At 72.9% G+C, this 15535-nt stretch carries 16 protein-coding genes; 12 read left to right on the plus strand and 4 right to left on the minus strand.

Going from position 1 to position 15535, the window contains the following annotated elements; all coding sequences use genetic code 11:
* Nucleotides 1-144: 144 nt before the first annotated feature.
* The 3 genes from ABT296_RS20600 to dapD all read left to right on the plus strand — a co-directional run bounded on the left by ABT296_RS20600 (nt 145) and on the right by dapD (nt 2076).
* Nucleotides 145-465, plus strand: a complete 321-nt coding sequence (locus ABT296_RS20600) for a DMT family transporter (protein ID WP_351929303.1) — start codon at nt 145-147, stop codon at nt 463-465.
* Nucleotides 465-1013, plus strand: coding sequence for a TetR/AcrR family transcriptional regulator (locus tag ABT296_RS20605; RefSeq protein ID WP_351929305.1), 549 nt, complete (start codon nt 465-467; stop codon nt 1011-1013). Before ABT296_RS20600 ends, ABT296_RS20605 begins: the two co-directional genes overlap by 1 nt.
* A gap of 73 nt (nt 1014-1086) precedes the next feature.
* Complete coding sequence (dapD, locus tag ABT296_RS20610; RefSeq protein ID WP_351929307.1) at nt 1087-2076, plus strand: 2,3,4,5-tetrahydropyridine-2,6-dicarboxylate N-succinyltransferase; 990 nt, start codon at nt 1087-1089, stop codon at nt 2074-2076.
* Between the two features lie 45 nt (nt 2077-2121).
* Here dapD and ABT296_RS20615 read toward each other — a convergent pair whose 3' ends face one another.
* Nucleotides 2122-2625, minus strand: coding sequence for an HAD domain-containing protein (locus ABT296_RS20615; protein ID WP_351929309.1), 504 nt, complete (start codon nt 2623-2625; stop codon nt 2122-2124).
* A 137-nt stretch (nt 2626-2762) separates the two neighbouring features.
* On the opposite strand from ABT296_RS20615, the gene ABT296_RS20620 reads away from it, so the two are divergent.
* Both ABT296_RS20620 and ABT296_RS20625 read left to right on the plus strand, forming a co-directional pair.
* Entirely contained in the window at nt 2763-3302 is a 540-nt protein-coding gene (locus ABT296_RS20620; protein ID WP_351929571.1) for a SigE family RNA polymerase sigma factor, read from the plus strand.
* Nucleotides 3299-4525: a WD40 repeat domain-containing protein gene (locus ABT296_RS20625; RefSeq protein WP_351929311.1), complete on the plus strand. Its 1227-nt coding sequence runs from the start codon at nt 3299-3301 to the stop codon at nt 4523-4525. Before ABT296_RS20620 ends, ABT296_RS20625 begins: the two co-directional genes overlap by 4 nt.
* Here the strand turns inward: ABT296_RS20625 and dapA are convergent, their stop codons facing one another.
* Nucleotides 4526-5419 (minus strand): 4-hydroxy-tetrahydrodipicolinate synthase, encoded by an 894-nt coding sequence (dapA, locus tag ABT296_RS20630; protein ID WP_351929313.1) that lies wholly within the window; start codon nt 5417-5419, stop codon nt 4526-4528. It abuts the gene before it with no gap.
* Between the two features lie 160 nt (nt 5420-5579).
* On the opposite strand from dapA, the gene ABT296_RS20635 reads away from it, so the two are divergent.
* From ABT296_RS20635 to ABT296_RS20655, 5 genes are all read left to right on the plus strand, one after another.
* On the plus strand, nt 5580-5717 hold the full coding sequence (locus ABT296_RS20635) for a hypothetical protein (protein ID WP_351929315.1): 138 nt from the start codon (nt 5580-5582) through the stop codon (nt 5715-5717).
* Nucleotides 5714-6433: a hypothetical protein gene (locus ABT296_RS20640; RefSeq protein WP_351929317.1), complete on the plus strand. Its 720-nt coding sequence runs from the start codon at nt 5714-5716 to the stop codon at nt 6431-6433. The genes ABT296_RS20635 and ABT296_RS20640 overlap by 4 nt, the downstream gene beginning before the upstream one ends.
* Before the next feature lie 209 nt (nt 6434-6642).
* Nucleotides 6643-7323, plus strand: a complete 681-nt coding sequence (locus ABT296_RS20645) for a hypothetical protein (protein WP_351929319.1) — start codon at nt 6643-6645, stop codon at nt 7321-7323.
* A 53-nt stretch (nt 7324-7376) separates the two neighbouring features.
* Complete coding sequence (locus tag ABT296_RS20650; RefSeq protein ID WP_351929321.1) at nt 7377-7982, plus strand: ArsR/SmtB family transcription factor; 606 nt, start codon at nt 7377-7379, stop codon at nt 7980-7982.
* A gap of 14 nt (nt 7983-7996) precedes the next feature.
* Nucleotides 7997-8731, plus strand: coding sequence for an SRPBCC family protein (locus ABT296_RS20655; RefSeq protein ID WP_351929323.1), 735 nt, complete (start codon nt 7997-7999; stop codon nt 8729-8731).
* Between the two features lie 12 nt (nt 8732-8743).
* Here the strand turns inward: ABT296_RS20655 and ABT296_RS20660 are convergent, their stop codons facing one another.
* Nucleotides 8744-10573, minus strand: a complete 1830-nt coding sequence (locus ABT296_RS20660; protein ID WP_351929325.1) for a DUF8508 domain-containing protein — start codon at nt 10571-10573, stop codon at nt 8744-8746.
* Nucleotides 10574-10849: 276 nt separating this feature from the next.
* On the opposite strand from ABT296_RS20660, the gene ABT296_RS20665 reads away from it, so the two are divergent.
* Complete coding sequence (locus ABT296_RS20665; RefSeq protein ID WP_351929327.1) at nt 10850-12271, plus strand: hypothetical protein; 1422 nt, start codon at nt 10850-10852, stop codon at nt 12269-12271.
* Between the two features lie 376 nt (nt 12272-12647).
* The gene (locus ABT296_RS20670) at nt 12648-14231 is read left to right on the plus strand and encodes a TROVE domain-containing protein (protein ID WP_351929329.1); all 1584 of its coding nucleotides are present in this window, start codon (nt 12648-12650) and stop codon (nt 14229-14231) included.
* Between the two features lie 58 nt (nt 14232-14289).
* On the opposite strand, the gene ABT296_RS20675 is transcribed toward ABT296_RS20670, so the two are convergent.
* Nucleotides 14290-15522 (minus strand): TerD family protein, encoded by a 1233-nt coding sequence (locus ABT296_RS20675; protein ID WP_351929573.1) that lies wholly within the window; start codon nt 15520-15522, stop codon nt 14290-14292.
* Nucleotides 15523-15535: the final 13 nt, after the last annotated feature.

A 15535-nucleotide genomic window follows, 5' to 3' on the forward strand; every position in this document is an offset into this window, starting at 1 on the left:
ACCGGCGTTGGCCCTGCGTGCCGCGTCCCGTGCCGAACGGGACACCCTCGACCGCCTGACGTGGCCGCGCGAGCCCGGACCGGTCGCCCCGGTCACGCCGTGAACTGTGTACGCGCGTACACATGGCTGGGTACGCTGGTCCGCATGGGTTACCTGACGCTCGCCGGCGCCATCGCCGCCGAGGTGGCCGCGACCACCGCCATGAAGTACAGCGACGGCTTCAGCAGGCTCTGGCCGTCACTGCTGACGGCACTCGGCTACGTCGTCTCCTTCGCGCTGCTCGCCCAGACCCTGAAGACGGTCGGCATCGGCGCCGCCTACGCCATCTGGGCCGGTGTCGGCACCGCGAGCATCGCCGTCATCGGCCTGGTGGCGTTCGGCGAGGCGCTCACCGTCACCAAGGTCGCCGGGATCCTGCTGATCGTGGCGGGGGTCGTGGTCCTGAACCTCGGAGGCGCGCACTGATGGCTCGGCGGCACGACCCGGAGCGGCGGCAGCGGATCATCGACGCCGCGATTCGCGTCGTCGGCGAGAAGGGACTCGCCGGACTGACCCACCGCACGGTCGCCGCCGCGGCGGACGTCCCGCTCGGCTCCACGACGTACCACTTCGCCACCCTCGACGAGCTGATGGTGGCCGCCCTGCGCCAGGCCAACGAGGGCTTCGCCAAGGTCGTCGCCGCGCGCGGCGCCCTGACCGACCCGGACGCCGACCTGGCCGGCGAACTCGCGCGCTGGATCGGTGAATGGCTCGCCGGCGACCGCACGGGCGTGGAACTGGAGTACGAGCTGTACCTCGCCGCCCTGCGCCGTCCCGCCCTGCGCCCGGTGGCCGCCGAGTGGGCGGCGGACCTCGCGGAACTGCTCGGCCGCCGCACCGACCCGGTCACCGCGCGGGCGCTGGTGGCGCTCCTGGACGGCATCTGCCTCCAGGTCCTGCTCACTGGGGCCCCCTACGACGAGGAGTACGCCCGCGACGTGCTGCGACGCGTCATCGGTGACCCCGTCGGCTGAACCGGCGCCCGGCACGTGAGATCCCGCGGGCACCGGTTCGCCCCGGCGGGCCCCACCAAGTTAGGTTGCCCTCATGACCGACACGACCGCAGCTCGCACCACCGGCGCCGTTGCCGCCGGCCTCGCCACCCTCGCCGCCGACGGCACCGTCCTCGACACCTGGTTCCCCGCTCCGGAGCTCGTCGCCGAGCCCGGCCCGTCCGGCACCGAGCGGCTCTCCGCCGAGCGGGCCGTGGAACTGCTGGGCGAGGGCGCCGCGAAGGCGATCGGACCGGACGCCCGCCGGGGCGTCGAGGTGATCGCGGTCCGCACGGTCGTCTCTTCCCTCGACGCGAAGCCGATCGACGCGCACGACGTCTACCTGCGCCTGCACCTGCTCTCCCACCGCCTGGTCAAGCCGCACGGCCAGAGCCTGGAGGGCATGTTCGGCTTCCTCGCCAACGTCGCCTGGACCTCGCTCGGCCCGGTCGCCGTCGACGACATCGAGAAGGTCCGCCTCAACGCCCGCGCCGAGGGACTGCACCTCCAGGTGACGTCCGTCGACAAGTTCCCCCGCATGACGGACTACGTGGCGCCCAAGGGCGTCCGGATCGCCGACGCCGACCGGGTGCGCCTCGGCGCGCACCTCGCCGAGGGCACCACGGTCATGCACGAGGGCTTCGTCAACTTCAACGCCGGCACCCTGGGCACCTCGATGGTCGAGGGCCGCATCTCCGCGGGCGTCGTCGTCGGCGACGGCTCGGACATCGGCGGCGGCGCCTCCACCATGGGCACCCTCTCCGGCGGCGGCAACGTGATCATCTCCATCGGCGAGCGCTGCCTGGTCGGCGCGGAGGCCGGGGTCGGCATCGCGCTGGGCGACGAGTGCGTGGTGGAGGCCGGCCTGTACGTCACCGCCGGCACCCGGGTCACCATGCCCGACGGGCAGGTCGTCAAGGCCCGCGAGCTGTCCGGCGCGTCCAACATCCTCTTCCGCCGCAACTCGGTCACCGGCACGGTCGAGGCCCGCCCGAACAACGCGGTGTGGGGCGGCCTCAACGAGATCCTGCACAGCCACAACTAGGTTCTGCCGAGGGGGAGTCGGGGGCAGGCCGCCTCCGGCTCCCCCTCACCCTTTTGCACCCGAGGCGAAGTCCCGCAGCGTCGTGAAGTCCGGCTCCCGCAGGCCGATGCGCGGGTTCACATGGTGCAGCAGCGCCGGCCCCGGGTGGTGGGCCGCCACGTACGCGTCGTCCGCCGCGCTCTGTTCGTCGTCCACCCACGCGAACGGGCGGCCCGCCGCGTACTCCACGAGCGTCGCCGTCTTCCAGTGGACGCCGTCCGGGCGCTCGGCGAACAGACGGTCGCCGAAGTCGACCCAGGGCAGCAGGGGCAGGCCCACGACCGGGGCGATCCAGCGGTTGGCAGCCTCCATCCACGTCGTCGCCCAGCACAGGTCGTAGCCGAGCGCCAGTAGCGCCGGGCCGTGCTCCGGGTTCAGCCAGACCCGCAGCGGCTTCCCCGGGCGTACCGAGGCCCTGATCGTGGTGTACCCCTCCGGGCGGCGCTCGGGCTTGGCGGCCCACGGGTTCAGGGGGCCGTCGACGTCGAGGAAGAGCAGGGGGCGGCTCACCGGCTCACCGTACGGGAGGCGTCCCGCACGGGGCGGGCACTTTTTTCGCGGCACCGGCATAGCGGGGCGCGGGTGCGCGCGTCCTTCCGGGTGGAGGGGGCGGGCAGAGTGCTCGTCCGGGGGAAGCGAAGGTGACGATGGATGGCCAGGCGCAGAACGGTTTCCGGGAGTTCGTGGAGAACCGGTCGTCCGCCCTGCTGAGGACCGCCGTGCTGCTCAGCGGCGGGGACCGGCACGCCGGTGAGGACCTGCTCCAGAACGCGCTGGTCAAGGCGGCCGGACGCTGGCACCGGATCGAGGACCCCGAGGCGTACGTACGGCAGGTGCTCTACCGGCAGCAGGTCAGCCGCTGGCGGCTGAAGTGGCCCCGGCGCGAGCTGAGCGTCGCCGAGCCGCCCGACAGCGGCGCCCGCCCCGACGACAGTGCCGCCGCCGACCTGCGGCTCGTCATGCGCGGCGCGCTCGCCCGGCTCACCGCGCGGCAGCGGGCGGTGCTCGTGCTGCGTTACTTCGAGGACCTGCCCGAGGCCGACGTGGCCCGGATCCTCGGCTGTTCCGTGGGCACGGTGCGGTCCACCACGCACCGCTCGCTGGCCCGGCTCCGCACCCTCGCACCCGAACTGGCCACCCTCACCGCCGTGGAACCCGGCTTCACCCCCGTGGAGGTACGTCCGTGAACGTCGACGAACTCGTCCGGGACACACTGCGGGAGACCGCCGAGGCGCAGGCCGCGGCCCCACCCGGCTTCGCCGACCGCGTCCTTGCCGTACGGCGCCGCCGGCACCGCCGCCGGATCGCGGCCGCCGCCGTGGGTACCGCGGCCGTCCTCGCACTGGGCCTGGGCGTGCAGCGCCTGGACTCCGGACGCGACGAGGTGCGGCCCGCCGCCGTCCTCGACGACGGCGCCACGCACGCGCACCCGGACCAGTCGCCGCCCCGCGACCTGGTCGCGGCCGGCGACGTGGCGCTGGCCGCCTACTACACGATCGCGACACGGCCCCAGGGCGACCAGGGCGACCAGGGACTGCTGGAGCGCACCTACTGGCTGCTCGACCCGGCTACCGGCAGGTACGAGCAGGACGACCGCTGGTCCTACGTCGCCGTCGCACCGGGCCTGCGGACCGCCGCCGTACTGGAACGGACCTGGCCCGCGCTGCGGGTGGGAGTGCTCGACCTCGCGACGGGCAAGGTCGTGCGGTGGATCCCGGTCCGCGGGGACGGGATAGGGGGGATCGCCTACTCGCAGGACGGGACGAAGCTGGTCGCGACGACCTACGCGGAGAACCCCGACCTGCTGCCGCGGCGGGGCATGGACGACGCCGGTGAGCCGGCCTACTTCCCGGGCCCGGACCCGGGCACCCGGACCGGGTTCATGATCCTGGACCCGGACGGACAGAGCGGCGGCGCCAGGTTCGGCGCTCCGGACGACGAGCTCTTCAACCCCCGCTCGGACTTCCGGTTCAGCCGCGACGGGCGGCTGGTGTACGCACAGGTCATCGGCGACAAGGACGGGATGCAGCAGTACTACGACCTCACTGGTGAGAAGGTGGCGGCGCCCGCCGAGGAACGGCACCTGCGCTCGGACGTCGAGGCCCGGCTCTCCCCGAACGGCGCGCTCGCCGCGAGCGGCCTGACCGAGGAGAAGGGGGGCCGGTCGTACTCCTCGATCCGCGACCCGCGCAGCGGCAAGGAGATCACCAGGGTGCGCGGCGGCGAACTGCTCGCCTGGGTGGACGACCGGCGGCTCATCGCCTGGGAGCGGTCGGTCAATCCCGAGGTGTACGAGCCGCGGCTCGTGCTGGTCACGATCGGCAGCGACGAGGTGACCCGGCTGAGCGGAGTGCGCAAGCACCGGCCGGACAGCCGGTGGGAATGGGAGCCGGTGTTCGCGCGCCGCTGATCAGGCCGCCACGAGATCCTCGTACAGCCCGAGCAGCCCGTCGGCCGTCTCCCGGCCGGCGGGCCTCAGCGGGGCGCGGACCGGGCCCGCCGGGAGGCCGAGCCGGGCGAGGAGCGCCTTCGCGGTGACCGTGCCGGGCAGGCCCGCGTGCATCATCGCCTCGATCAGCGGGGTGGCCCGCCGCTGGAGGGCGGCGGCCTCCGCGGTCCGCCCCGCGTCGAACAGGTCCAGCACCGAACGCAGCGCGGCCGGTACGGCGTTGGCGACCGTGCTCACGAAGCCCGCGCCGCCCACCGCGTACAGGGCGAGGTTGTGCTCGTCGCAGCCCGCGTAATAGGCCAGCCCGGTACGGGAGATGACCTTCTGGGCGGCGAGGAAGTCGCCCGAGCAGTCCTTCACCGCCACGATGCCCGGGTGCCCGGCCAGCCGCAGCATGGTCTCCGGCTCGACGCGGACCCCGGTGCGGACCGGGATGTCGTAGACCATGACCGGCAGCGCGCAGGCGTCGGCGACCTCCCGGAAGTGGGCTTCGAGCGCGTCCTGCGGCGGCCTGCTGTAGTACGGCGCCACCACCAGCAGGCCGTCCGCGCCCGCCTTCTCGGCGGCCAGGGCGCCCTCGACCGTGTGCCGGGTGTCGAAGCTGCCCACCCCGGCGAGCACCTTCGCCCGGCCGCCCACCGCCTCCCGCACCGCGCGCACCAGGTCGGCCTTCTCCGCGTCCGAGGTGGTCGGGGACTCGCCCGTGGTGCCGGAGAGCACCAGTCCCTCGCAGCCCTCGCCGACCAGACGCTCGGCGAGGCGCCGCGCACCGGCGAGGTCGAGCGCCCCGTCCGGGGTGAAGGGGGTGATCATCGCGCACAGCGCGCGGCCGAAGGGGGAGCCGGTGGTCGTCATGGGAGTAGTCTCTGCACCATGACTGTGAAGCTCCACTTAAATTTTCTACCAGGTATCGATAAGTGCTGCTGATGCGTTGGGGGCAGGCCCTATGTCCAGACCGGGGCGTCATGGGTCACCATGGGGCGGACGGTCAACGACCACAGGTCCTGGAGGCGTCATGAAGCTCGGCAAGGCACTCGCCACCGGAGTCGCCGAGGAGCGGCCGCACCACCACGACGAGGAACCCGGCCTGCCCGAGGCCGTCGAGGAGACCGCGGAGGCGAAGGCCCCCGAAGAGGTCCCGGCGGCCCGATGAGGCTGCGGCTTCCGGAGGAACGCCCGACGGAGCCGCCGACCGGATACAAGATCGCCCACCCGGTGCTGTCCCAGGACGGCGCCCGGGCGGGCTTCACCGGTGTGTCGCTCGGCGGCGCGCTGCCGTACGGAGTCCTGGCCGACGCGTCCTGCGTCTACGGCCTCAAGCACCGTGCGCCGCAGCGGCGTTGCGACTGCGGCTTCCACTGCGTCCACGAACGGACCGCCGCCGAGGCGCTGTTGTGCACGGCGGAGCACCGCGCGGCCGTGCTCCTGGAGATCACCGTGCTCGGCCGCTACCTCCGCTTCGAACTCGGCTTCCGCTACGCCCGCCAGCGGGTGCGCACCGCGACCGTGGGCCCCTGCGCCTGCGGTGCCGTCGCCGCCGCGCTGGCCGACGCCGGCTGGGGCAGACCCGGGTGGCTGGGCCTCGCGCCCTCCTGCGCGGGCTGCCTGGGCGGCCGCAGGGCCCTCTCGCTCGCCGGGTTCGCACGGCTGGCGGGGGAGGGGCTGCGGGTGGTGGCGGGGCGTGCGGGGCCGCTCGCCGCCGTGGCGGACCCCGGGGTGTCCGAACCGCTCGGGGAGGGGTTCGGGGTGCCCGAACTGGCGGCGGAGGCGGCCCTGTTGCAGGCGCGCCTCGACTGGTTCCAGACCCAGCTGTCCCGGCTGGGGGACGGAGAGGCGGACGGCCGGGCGGGCGGCCTGGGGGAGCGGTAGCCCGGGCCCGCCTCCGAAGGGCTTGGCGGCCGCTCCCGTCCCCGCCTCCGAAGGGCTTGGCGGCCGCTCCCGTCCCCGCCTCCGCAGGGCATCGGCGGCCGCTCCCGTCCCCGCCCCAACAGGCCCCACGACACCCGGACTTGACCTCAAGCGAAGTTGAGGTCGGAGGCTGGTCGGCGTACCGATCACCGACGTACCGGAGGCCGGCCATGACCAGTCGCACCCACGCCCACCCCGACCTCACCCGCCCCGAGGCCGGGGCGCCCTTCTTCAGCACCTGGCGGGTCGGCAGTCCCGAGCGCCAGGCGGAGACCGTCGAGGCCGTCGCCCGCACCTGGGAGCGCCGCCCCTGGGGCAGCGCCGACCTGCTCGGCTACCACCTCTACGCCGGGCACGACGGCACGACCCTGCTGCACCACTCCCAGTGGCGCAGCGAGCAGGGCTACGAGGCCTTCGTGAAGACCCGGCGCCAGGAGCGCAACGACGAGATCGACACCGCCGTGCCCGGCATCGAACGCGTCCGCCTCGACCGCTACCGGCGCTACCGCAGCCGGGAGCGGGCCGCCGGGGACGCCCGGGTGCCGGGGCTGGTCGTCACCGTCCGCATCGACTTCGAACCGGACGCGGCCGACCGGCGTGCCGACTGGGTCGACCTCGTGCTCGCCGCCCTGGACGGCCCGGACGCCGACCGCGGTCTGATCTCCGCCCACTTCCACCTCGGCACCGACGGCACCCACGTCCTCAACTACGCCGAGTGGGAGAGCGACGGGGCCTACGACGAGGCGATCGGCGGACCGGAGTCGCCCGAGTTCGAGCGGGTGCGGACGTATCCGGGGGTGAAGGGGTTCACCGGCAGCCGGTACCGGCACGCGCTCGGGCTGGTCCCCTGACCGACAAATTCGCTCGCCTGGACAAAAAAAGTTTTCGGTGAGACGGTGGACCCATGCTGGACGTGACCGTGATCGAGGACCCCGAGGCCGCCGCCGTCTCCCTGGACCCCACCAGGGCGCGGCTGCTCGCCGAACTGGCGGCCGGCCCCGCGTCGGCCGCGATGCTGGCCGGCAAGGTCGGACTGCCCCGGCAGAAGGTGAACTACCACCTGAAGGCGCTGGAGCGGCACGGCCTGGTCGAGCTGGCCGGGGAGCGCCGCAAGGGCAATGTCACCGAGCGGCTGATGCGGGCGACCGCCGCGTCGTACGTGATCTCGCCGCTCGCCCTGGCCGCCGTGCAGCCGGACCCGGAGCGCTTCCGGGACCAGCTGTCCGCGCGCTGGCTGCTGGCGCTCGGCGCCCGCCTGGTGCGGGACGTCGGCTCGCTGGTCACCGGCGCGGCCAAGGCCCGTCAGCGGCTGGCCACCTACGCGCTCGACGGCGAGGTGCGGTTCGCCTCGGCGGCCGAACGGGCCGCGTTCGTGGAGGAGTTGACTGCCGGTGTCACCGCGCTGATCCGCAAGTACGACGCCCCGGACGCCGAGGGCGGCCGTGGCCACCGGATCGTCGTGGCCGTTCACCCCACGCTCAAGCAGTCCGAGCCGGAGATTCCCCAGTAGTTCAGGAGCCCACCATGTCCAAGGAATTCGAGATCGCCCGGGAGTTCGAGGTCGACGCCACCCCGCAGCAGGTGTGGGAGGCGGTCACCGCCGGCACCGGCGGGTACCTGTGGCCCATGGAGCCGCCGGAGCCCCGGGTCGGCGGTCAGGGGCCGTTCGGATCGAGGGTCACCGCCTGGGACCCGCCGCACCGCTACACCAACCGGGTGGAGAACGTCGACGGCATCGAGGAGCAGACCCTCAACCAGCTCGACTACACCATCGAGCCGCGTGACGACGGCAAGCGGGCCTGGGTGCGGTACGTGCACAGCGGGATCTTCGTCGACGACTGGGACAACCAGTACGACGGAGCCGCCCGGCACACCGACTTCTATCTGCACACCCTGCGCGAGTACCTTGTCCACTTCGCGCCCCGACCGGCCGCCTTCGCCACCTTCGACGGGCCCGAGGGCTCCAAGGCCGCCGACGCCCTGGAGACCGTGGCACGGGCACTCGGTGTCGGGACGGAGGAGACCGCCGGGAGCCGGGTGCGGGTGCACGGACCCGACGAGTTCGACGCCGTGCTCGACTTCCGCAACCCGTACTTCATCGGACTGCGCACCGACCGGGGCCTGACCCGGATCTTCGGGCGGAACCACTGGGGCCACCCGGTCGGTGTCTCCCTGCACGACTTCGCACCCGGCACGGACATCGCCGGGTGCGAGACCGCCTGGCAGGACTGGCTGAACGGGCTGTTCAGCCGGTCCTGACCGGACGCGGGGTCACGGCTTGAAGCGCAGCACCTGCGGGTCGTGGTCGCTGATCTGGTCGTTGAACTCCGCGTTGATGTGCACGCTGTCGTACTCGAAGTCGCAGCCGCGCCGGATCGACGGGCTGACCAGGATCTGGTCCAGGACCTGGCTGTTGCCCTGGTAGACGTACGAGTAACGCTCGCCGCGCGGCAGCGACTTGACCGCCGACCACAGGGCGCCGTCGCTCTCCAGGATCTTCGCGGTCCCGGAGAACTCGAAGTCGTTGATGTCGCCGAGCGTGACGACGTCCGCGTTCCTCTCGGCGGCGAGGATGTCCTTGACGAAGGCGTTCACCGCGGTCGCCTGCTGGTGCCGCTGCGTCTCCGAGCTGCGGGCCACCGGCTGGTACTGCGAGGTCAGACCCTGGTCGCCGCCCTTGGAGTTGAAGTGGTTGGCGATCACGATGACCGTGCGGCCGCGGAAGGTGAACTCGCCGGCCAGTGGCTTGCGGCTGGAGTTCCAGGCCGCGTTCGCCGGGTCGATACGGCCCGGGGAGACCGTGAGGGCGGCCTTGCCGCGCACCTCGGTGACCCCGGCTGCCGTGGTGGCGTCGCCGCCCGCGCGGTCGGTGAAGGAGACCCGCTCCGGGTTGAACAGGAACGCCTGGCGGATGTTGCCGCCCGGCTCGCCGCCGTCGGTGTTGTTCGCCGGGTCGATCGAGCGCCAGTCGTAGCGGGGGCCGCCCGCGGCGACGATCGCGTCGATCAGCTTCTGCAGCGTCCGGTCGGCGGCGACCGTGCCGTCGTTGACCGCGCCGTTGTTGTCCTGGATCTCCTCCAGGGACACGATGTCGGGCGACTGAAGGTTGTTCACGATCGCGGCGGCGTGCGCCTCGAAGGTGGCGTCGGACGGGTCGAGGTTCTCGACGTTGTAGGTGGCGACCGCCAGCTCGCCCCGCTTCTGCTTCTCGGTGGTCTCCCGCTCCAGGCCGCCGCTCTCCAGCGTGCCGAGCTGGTTGGCCACCAGCGTGTAGCCGCCGAACTGGTTGTAGTCCAGCGGGCCCGCGGTGGTGCCGGCGAGGGTGTCACCGACGTTCGCCTTCGGGAAGTCGGCGCTCGCGCCCAGCGACTGGATCTGGATCCGGCCGGTGTTCTGCGAGGTGTACGAGCCGTACACGGTGCCGCCGCCCGAGCTGCGGTTCTCCCACGGCTTCACCGTGACCCACAGCTCGGTGTACGGGTCGGTGGCACCGACCACCCGGGTGTCGGAGACCTGGACGTTCATGCCCTCCAGGGACTCGTACAGGTCCAGGGCGTACTTCGACGGCCTCAGCGTCAGACCGTTGACCGAGTTGCCGGCGGCGGCGTCACCCGTGGGGGCGTACGCGCCGGGCACCGAACGGCCGTCGACGACCGTCGCGGCCGGGACCGCGTTGCCGCTGGAGACCACGGTGAACGTCGGCTTGGTGATCTCGGTCAGCGCCTGGTTGCCCGAGGAGGCGCCGCCCGGCACGAACTCGGTGACCGTGCCGGAGACCGACACCAGGTCGCCGACGGCCACACCCTTGGGCGTGGAGCCGGTGAAGACGAACACGCCCTCGCTGGTGGCGGGGTCGGCGTCCGGGTTCGGGTCCTGGATCCAGAAGCCGCGGGACGAGCCGTAGGTGCGGATGCCGGTGACGATGCCCGTCACGTCCGTGACCGCCTGGCCGGCGTACGGGGATGTGCGGGTGGTGCCCTGGATGTCATGGACGCGCACCGAGTCGGCGTGCGCGGGCGAGGTCAGAACGATGCTGGACGCGACGGAACAGACCGCGGCGACGGTGAGCGCGGCGAGGCGCGCGGACGACTTGCTCGGCAACGGGATCCCTCCGGGGACGTGCGTGGGCGCCGGGACGAGGGTGGTGCATCAGAAGTGTGGGAGCCGCGCCCGGCGGGCCGGGGCGACGCGCGTAGAGATTCGGTGAACAGCTGTCCTATGAATGTCTACGCGCGTAATCTCCTGCCTGGTCACGCCACTTGTCAAGGTTTCGGCCATGTACACCGGTCAACGGGTAGATGAACCGGGCGGCATGGGGCCAAAGCGGTCTAGGCTGAGCGGCTGAGTCGTACGACGTGCCCCTAGGAGAACCAGCCGATGTCAGACAGCTCCCCCCTGCCGCCGGTGCGGCTGCGTCCCGAAGCGGAGCTGGCGCGGGACGCGCTGTCCACGCCGCTGCTCTCCCGGGCCGCCCGGCTCGCCCGCTGGGCCGGCCCCGACCTCCGCGTCGACGCCGGGGGCGGGCTCGCCGAGGAACATCTCCCGTCCGCCGCCGAGGAGTTGGGGCTCACCGGAGACGACGCCGCCGCCCACGCCAGTGAGGCGTGGCGGGTCGCCGTCGACGCCGGGCTCGTCGAGATCACCGACGAGGAGGAAGGCACCGTCACGGCCGGCGAGGACCTCGCCGCGCTCACCGGCGGTTCCCCGCACGACGTCCTCGCGGTGTGGCTCGCGGCGCTGGAGACGGTCCTGGCGGACGCCTCCGTGCCGGACCTCGACGACCTCGTCGACGCCATGGACGCGGGCGGCGAGATCGACCTCTCCGCGCTGGACTGGGACCCCGAGGCCGAGGCGGACTTCCTGGACGGGGTCCTCGGCAACCTGTACCTGCTCACCGCCGACGAGGACGCACCCGGCGAGGCGCCGGTGCCGCTGCCCGCGCTGGCCGCCTCCGTGATCGTCCCCAGCGACATGGGCGAGCCCACCAACGACGTGCTCGAACAGGTCTCCGACGCGATGATGCGGCTGGACGACCAGTTCCGGATGCTGGAGCCGGTCGGCCTGGTGGCGTACCAGCCGGTCGACGAGGCGCTGATGGCGGACGCCGACGAGGAGCCGTCCGCGCCGGTCGACGAGACGGACGTCTCCCGCTACGGCATGGTGCGGCTGACCCCGCTCGGGCTCTACGGGCTGCGGGCCCGGCTGCTGGAGGCGGGCTTCGAGGCGCCCGCCGTGGGCGACCTCGCCGACAAGGGTGCCGACGCGCTCCTCGACGGCACCGCCGAGTTCCCGCCGGGTGCCGCGCAGGCCGAGACCGAGCAGTGGCTGGCGGCACGCCAGGCGCTGCCCGCCGCACGGGAGTTGCTCGCCGCCGCCCGGGGCTCCGACGCCGGGGCGCCGTTGCGCCGGCTGCGCTGCCAGCAGGCGCTGTCGCTGGTCGGCGCGGAGGCGGAGCCCGCCCTGCGCGAGGTCCTCGACGACCCCGAACTGGGCGGACTGGCCCGGGTCTGGCTCGCCGAACACGGCGCCCCGGACGTCCCGGCGCCCTCCGAGGAACTGGTGTTCTGGCTGACCATCGACACCGTCGCCGCCCAGCTCGCGGCCGAGGGCAACTCCGAGGAACTGCGCGCCCTGGTCTCCGGGCTCGCCGAGCAGCACAGCGGCTTCTTCGCGGCGGCCTGGCGGGTGGAGCACCCGGCCACCGCGGAGGTGCTGGAGGCGATGGGGCGGCTGCACCCGGACAAGCGCATCGCCAAGGAGGCCCGCAAGGCGGCGTTCAAGGCACGGTCGCAGGGCTGAGGGGGCGGAGGGCGTCATAGGGGGCGCGCCGTACGGGACGAGTAATTCGCTCGCCCGCCCCGAGTCGCGCCTCCTACAGTGAGATCACGACGTCACGCACCTCCCGGTGCGAAGGCAGCGGCTACTTCTCTTTCAAAGAATCCACGCCGCCGCCGTACTGATCTCGGGAGGCGCAGCTCATGGTGGATGCCCGGTGCGCAGGCAACGGGTACTTCCGGATCGAAAGGCTGCGGGTTCGAATCCCGTCATCGACTTCGGGTCGGTGTAGCTCAATCGGATAGAGCATTTGACTGTTTCCGTCGCCGACTTCTGATCTCGGGCATCCACCTTCCGCTGTGCCTCCTCCGAAACCGCTTCGAATTCGGGGGAATTCAGCATGTCCCGTTTCAACACGCGTGCCGCGAAGGCGCAGCCGGCCTCCCGGGTCACCTCGACCGGCCGCGTGCTGCGCACCTACGAGGGCGGCCGCGGACACGAGCGCGAGGCGCGCTCCGAGCTCTTCCTGCTCGCCGTCTCCCACCTCGTCAGCCAGCAGACCTTCTACGAGTCCGGCGCCGACCGCGACGACCGGTTCCGCACCCTGGTGCGCGAACTCGCCGTCGCCGACCCGGAGTGGACGGCCGGGCTGCTCGGCTGGCTGCGCGGCGAGGGCAACCTCCGCTCGGCCGCCGTGGTGGGCGCCGCCGAGTACGTCAAGGCCCGCCTGGACGCGGGAGCGAGCGACGGTCCGTCGAACCGGCGGGTCGTGGACTCGGTGCTCCAGCGGCCCGACGAGCCCGGCGAACTGCTCGCCTACTGGACGTCGCGGTACGGCCGCGCCGTGCCCAAGCCCGTGAAGCGGGGCATCGCCGACGCCGTGCGCCGGCTCTACAACGGCCGGGCGCTGCTGAAGTACGACACCGCCTCCAAGGGCTACCGTTTCGGCGACATCCTCAACCTGGTGCACGCGGCGCCGGACCCGGCGAAGGACTGGCAGGGCGACCTGTTCCAGTACGCGCTGGACCGCCGGCACCACCCGGAGACCGCCGAGCCGCCCGCCTCGAACCGGACCCTGGTGGCGCACCGCGAACTGATGGCACTGCCCGTCGGGGAGCGGCGCGCCGTGGTGACCTCCGAGGGCGGCGCCGAGCGGCTCGCGGCGGCCGGGATGACCTGGGAGGCGCTGGCGGGCTGGCTCCAGGGGCCGATGGACCGGGCGGCCTGGGAGGCCGTCATCCCGTCCATGGGCCCGATGGCACTGACCCGGAACCTGCGCAACTTCGACGAGGCCGGTGTCTCGGACGAGGTCGCGGCGCGGGTCGCCGCCCGGATCAGCGACCCGGCGGAGGTCGCGCGCTCGCGGCAGTTCCCGTTCCGGTACCTCGCCGCGTACCGGCACGCGCCGTCGCTGCGCTGGTCGTACCCGCTGGAGCGGGCGCTCGGTCACTCGCTGGCGCGGGTTCCCGCGCTGCCCGGCCGGACCCTGGTGCTGGTCGACCGCTCGGGCTCGATGTTCTACTCGCGCCTGTCGGACCGCTCCGAGCTCAACCGGGCCGACGCGGCGGCGGTCTTCGGCACGGCGCTCGCGCTGCGGGCGGCGGACGCGGATCTCGTGGAGTTCGGCACGACGAGCCGGCGGCTGGAGTTCGGCAGGGGCGAGTCGGTGCTCAAGGTCCTGGAGCGCTTCGGTGACCTGGGCGGCACCGACACCACCTCCGCGGTGCGCGCCCACTACCGGGGCCAGGACCGGGTGCTGATCGTCACGGACGAGCAGTACGCGCCCAGCCGCCACGGCGGCCCGACCGAGCAGATTCCGGCGCACGTCCCGGTCTACACCTGGAACCTCGCCGGGTACCGGGCCGGCCACGGGCCGTCGGGCCGGGGGAACCGGCATGTGTTCGCGGGGCTCTCGGACGCGGCCTTCCGGATGGTTCCGCTGATCGAGGCCGCCCGGGACGCCGACTGGCCCTGGGCCGCCTGACCCCGATCGTGGCCCGCACTCACGGGGGTGCGGGCCACTTCCCTGTCCCGAACCGCCCCTACAGCGCCTGGGCCGCGGGCTTCACCATCCCGCGGACCGTGCGGGACTTCACGAAGTCGCCCATGGCCGTCATGTCCCACTCGCCGGAGAACTGGCGGATCAGTTTCGCCATCATCACTCCGGTCTGCGGTTCGGCCGAGGTCAGGTCGAAGCGGGCCAGCTCCTCGCCGGTCAGCCCGTCGATGAGCCGGCAGTACGCCTTGGCGACCTCGGTGAACTTCTGCCCGGAGAACGAGTTCACGGTGAAGACCAGGCCGGTGACCTCCTGCGGGAGCCTGCCCAGGTCGACGGTGATCACCTCGTCGTCGCCGCCGCCCTCGCCGGTGAGGTTGTCGCCGGAGTGGCGGATCGCGCCGTTCACGATCTGGAGCTTGCCGAAGTAGCAGCTGTCGATGTGGTTGCGCTGCGGACCGTAGGCGATGACCGAGGCGTCCAGGTCGATGTCCTTGCCGCGGTACGCCGGCTCCCAGCCCAGGCCCATCTTGACCTGCGAGAGCAGCGGGCGGCCGCCCTTGATGAGGGAGACCGTCTGGTTCTTCTGGAGGCTGACGCGGCCCTTGTCGAGGTTGATCTTTCCGGCGCCGATGCCGGCGCCCGCGGTGGGCGGGGCGGACGGGGGCGGGGGTGTGGCCGTCGTGGGCTGCGGCGGGGCCGGCTGGGCGGCGGGGGCGGCCGGGGTGGCGGGGGCGGCGGGGGCGGCCGGGGTGGCCGGGGTGGCGGGGGTCTGGGCCGGGGCCGGCTCCTCGACCGAGACGCCGAAGTCGGTGGCGATGCCCGCCAGGCCGTTGGCGTAGCCCTGGCCCACGGCGCGGGCCTTCCAGGCGCCGTTGCGGAGGTAGACCTCCACGATGACCAGCGCGGTCTCGGTGCCGAGCTGCGGGGGAGTGAAGGTGGCCAGGACGGAGTTGTCGTCGGCGTTGCGGATGGTCGCCGTCGGTTCGATGCCCTGGAACGACTGGCCTGCGGCGTCGGGGCTGGCGGTGACCACGATCTTCTCGATGCCCGGGGGGACGGCGGCGGTGTCCACCACGATCGCGTCGGGGGCCGTGCCGCCGCCCGAGCGGTAGGTCACGCCCGGGCCGTTGGGCTGGTTGTAGAAGATGAAGTCGTCGTCCGAGCGCACCTTGCCGTCGGCGGTGAGCAGCAGGCTCGATACGTCGAGGCGCACCGGGGCGGCGACGTCCACCGTGACGCGGGCGGCGGAGAGAGGGATGTTCGAGCCGGGGGTCATAGCTGTCATGCCT

Source organism: Streptomyces sp. NPDC000983 (assembly GCF_040299205.1).
Lineage (GTDB): Bacteria > Actinomycetota > Actinomycetes > Streptomycetales > Streptomycetaceae > Streptomyces.

What these genes read in the sequence shown, in the direction of transcription:
- dapD (WP_351929307.1), top strand. Translation starts at nt 1,087, where the DNA reads ATGACCGACACGACCGCAGCTCGCACCACCGGCGCCGTTGCCGCCGGC.
- ABT296_RS20675 (WP_351929573.1), bottom strand. Translation starts at nt 15,522, where the DNA reads ATGACCCCCGGCTCGAACATCCCTCTCTCCGCCGCCCGCGTCACGGTG.
- ABT296_RS20650 (WP_351929321.1), top strand. Translation starts at nt 7,377, where the DNA reads ATGCTGGACGTGACCGTGATCGAGGACCCCGAGGCCGCCGCCGTCTCC.
- ABT296_RS20655 (WP_351929323.1), top strand. Translation starts at nt 7,997, where the DNA reads ATGTCCAAGGAATTCGAGATCGCCCGGGAGTTCGAGGTCGACGCCACC.
- ABT296_RS20620 (WP_351929571.1), top strand. Translation starts at nt 2,763, where the DNA reads ATGGATGGCCAGGCGCAGAACGGTTTCCGGGAGTTCGTGGAGAACCGG.
- ABT296_RS20665 (WP_351929327.1), top strand. Translation starts at nt 10,850, where the DNA reads ATGTCAGACAGCTCCCCCCTGCCGCCGGTGCGGCTGCGTCCCGAAGCG.
- ABT296_RS20645 (WP_351929319.1), top strand. Translation starts at nt 6,643, where the DNA reads ATGACCAGTCGCACCCACGCCCACCCCGACCTCACCCGCCCCGAGGCC.
- ABT296_RS20640 (WP_351929317.1), top strand. Translation starts at nt 5,714, where the DNA reads ATGAGGCTGCGGCTTCCGGAGGAACGCCCGACGGAGCCGCCGACCGGA.
- ABT296_RS20670 (WP_351929329.1), top strand. Translation starts at nt 12,648, where the DNA reads ATGTCCCGTTTCAACACGCGTGCCGCGAAGGCGCAGCCGGCCTCCCGG.
- dapA (WP_351929313.1), bottom strand. Translation starts at nt 5,419, where the DNA reads ATGACGACCACCGGCTCCCCCTTCGGCCGCGCGCTGTGCGCGATGATC.
- ABT296_RS20600 (WP_351929303.1), top strand. Translation starts at nt 145, where the DNA reads ATGGGTTACCTGACGCTCGCCGGCGCCATCGCCGCCGAGGTGGCCGCG.
- ABT296_RS20605 (WP_351929305.1), top strand. Translation starts at nt 465, where the DNA reads ATGGCTCGGCGGCACGACCCGGAGCGGCGGCAGCGGATCATCGACGCC.
- ABT296_RS20635 (WP_351929315.1), top strand. Translation starts at nt 5,580, where the DNA reads ATGAAGCTCGGCAAGGCACTCGCCACCGGAGTCGCCGAGGAGCGGCCG.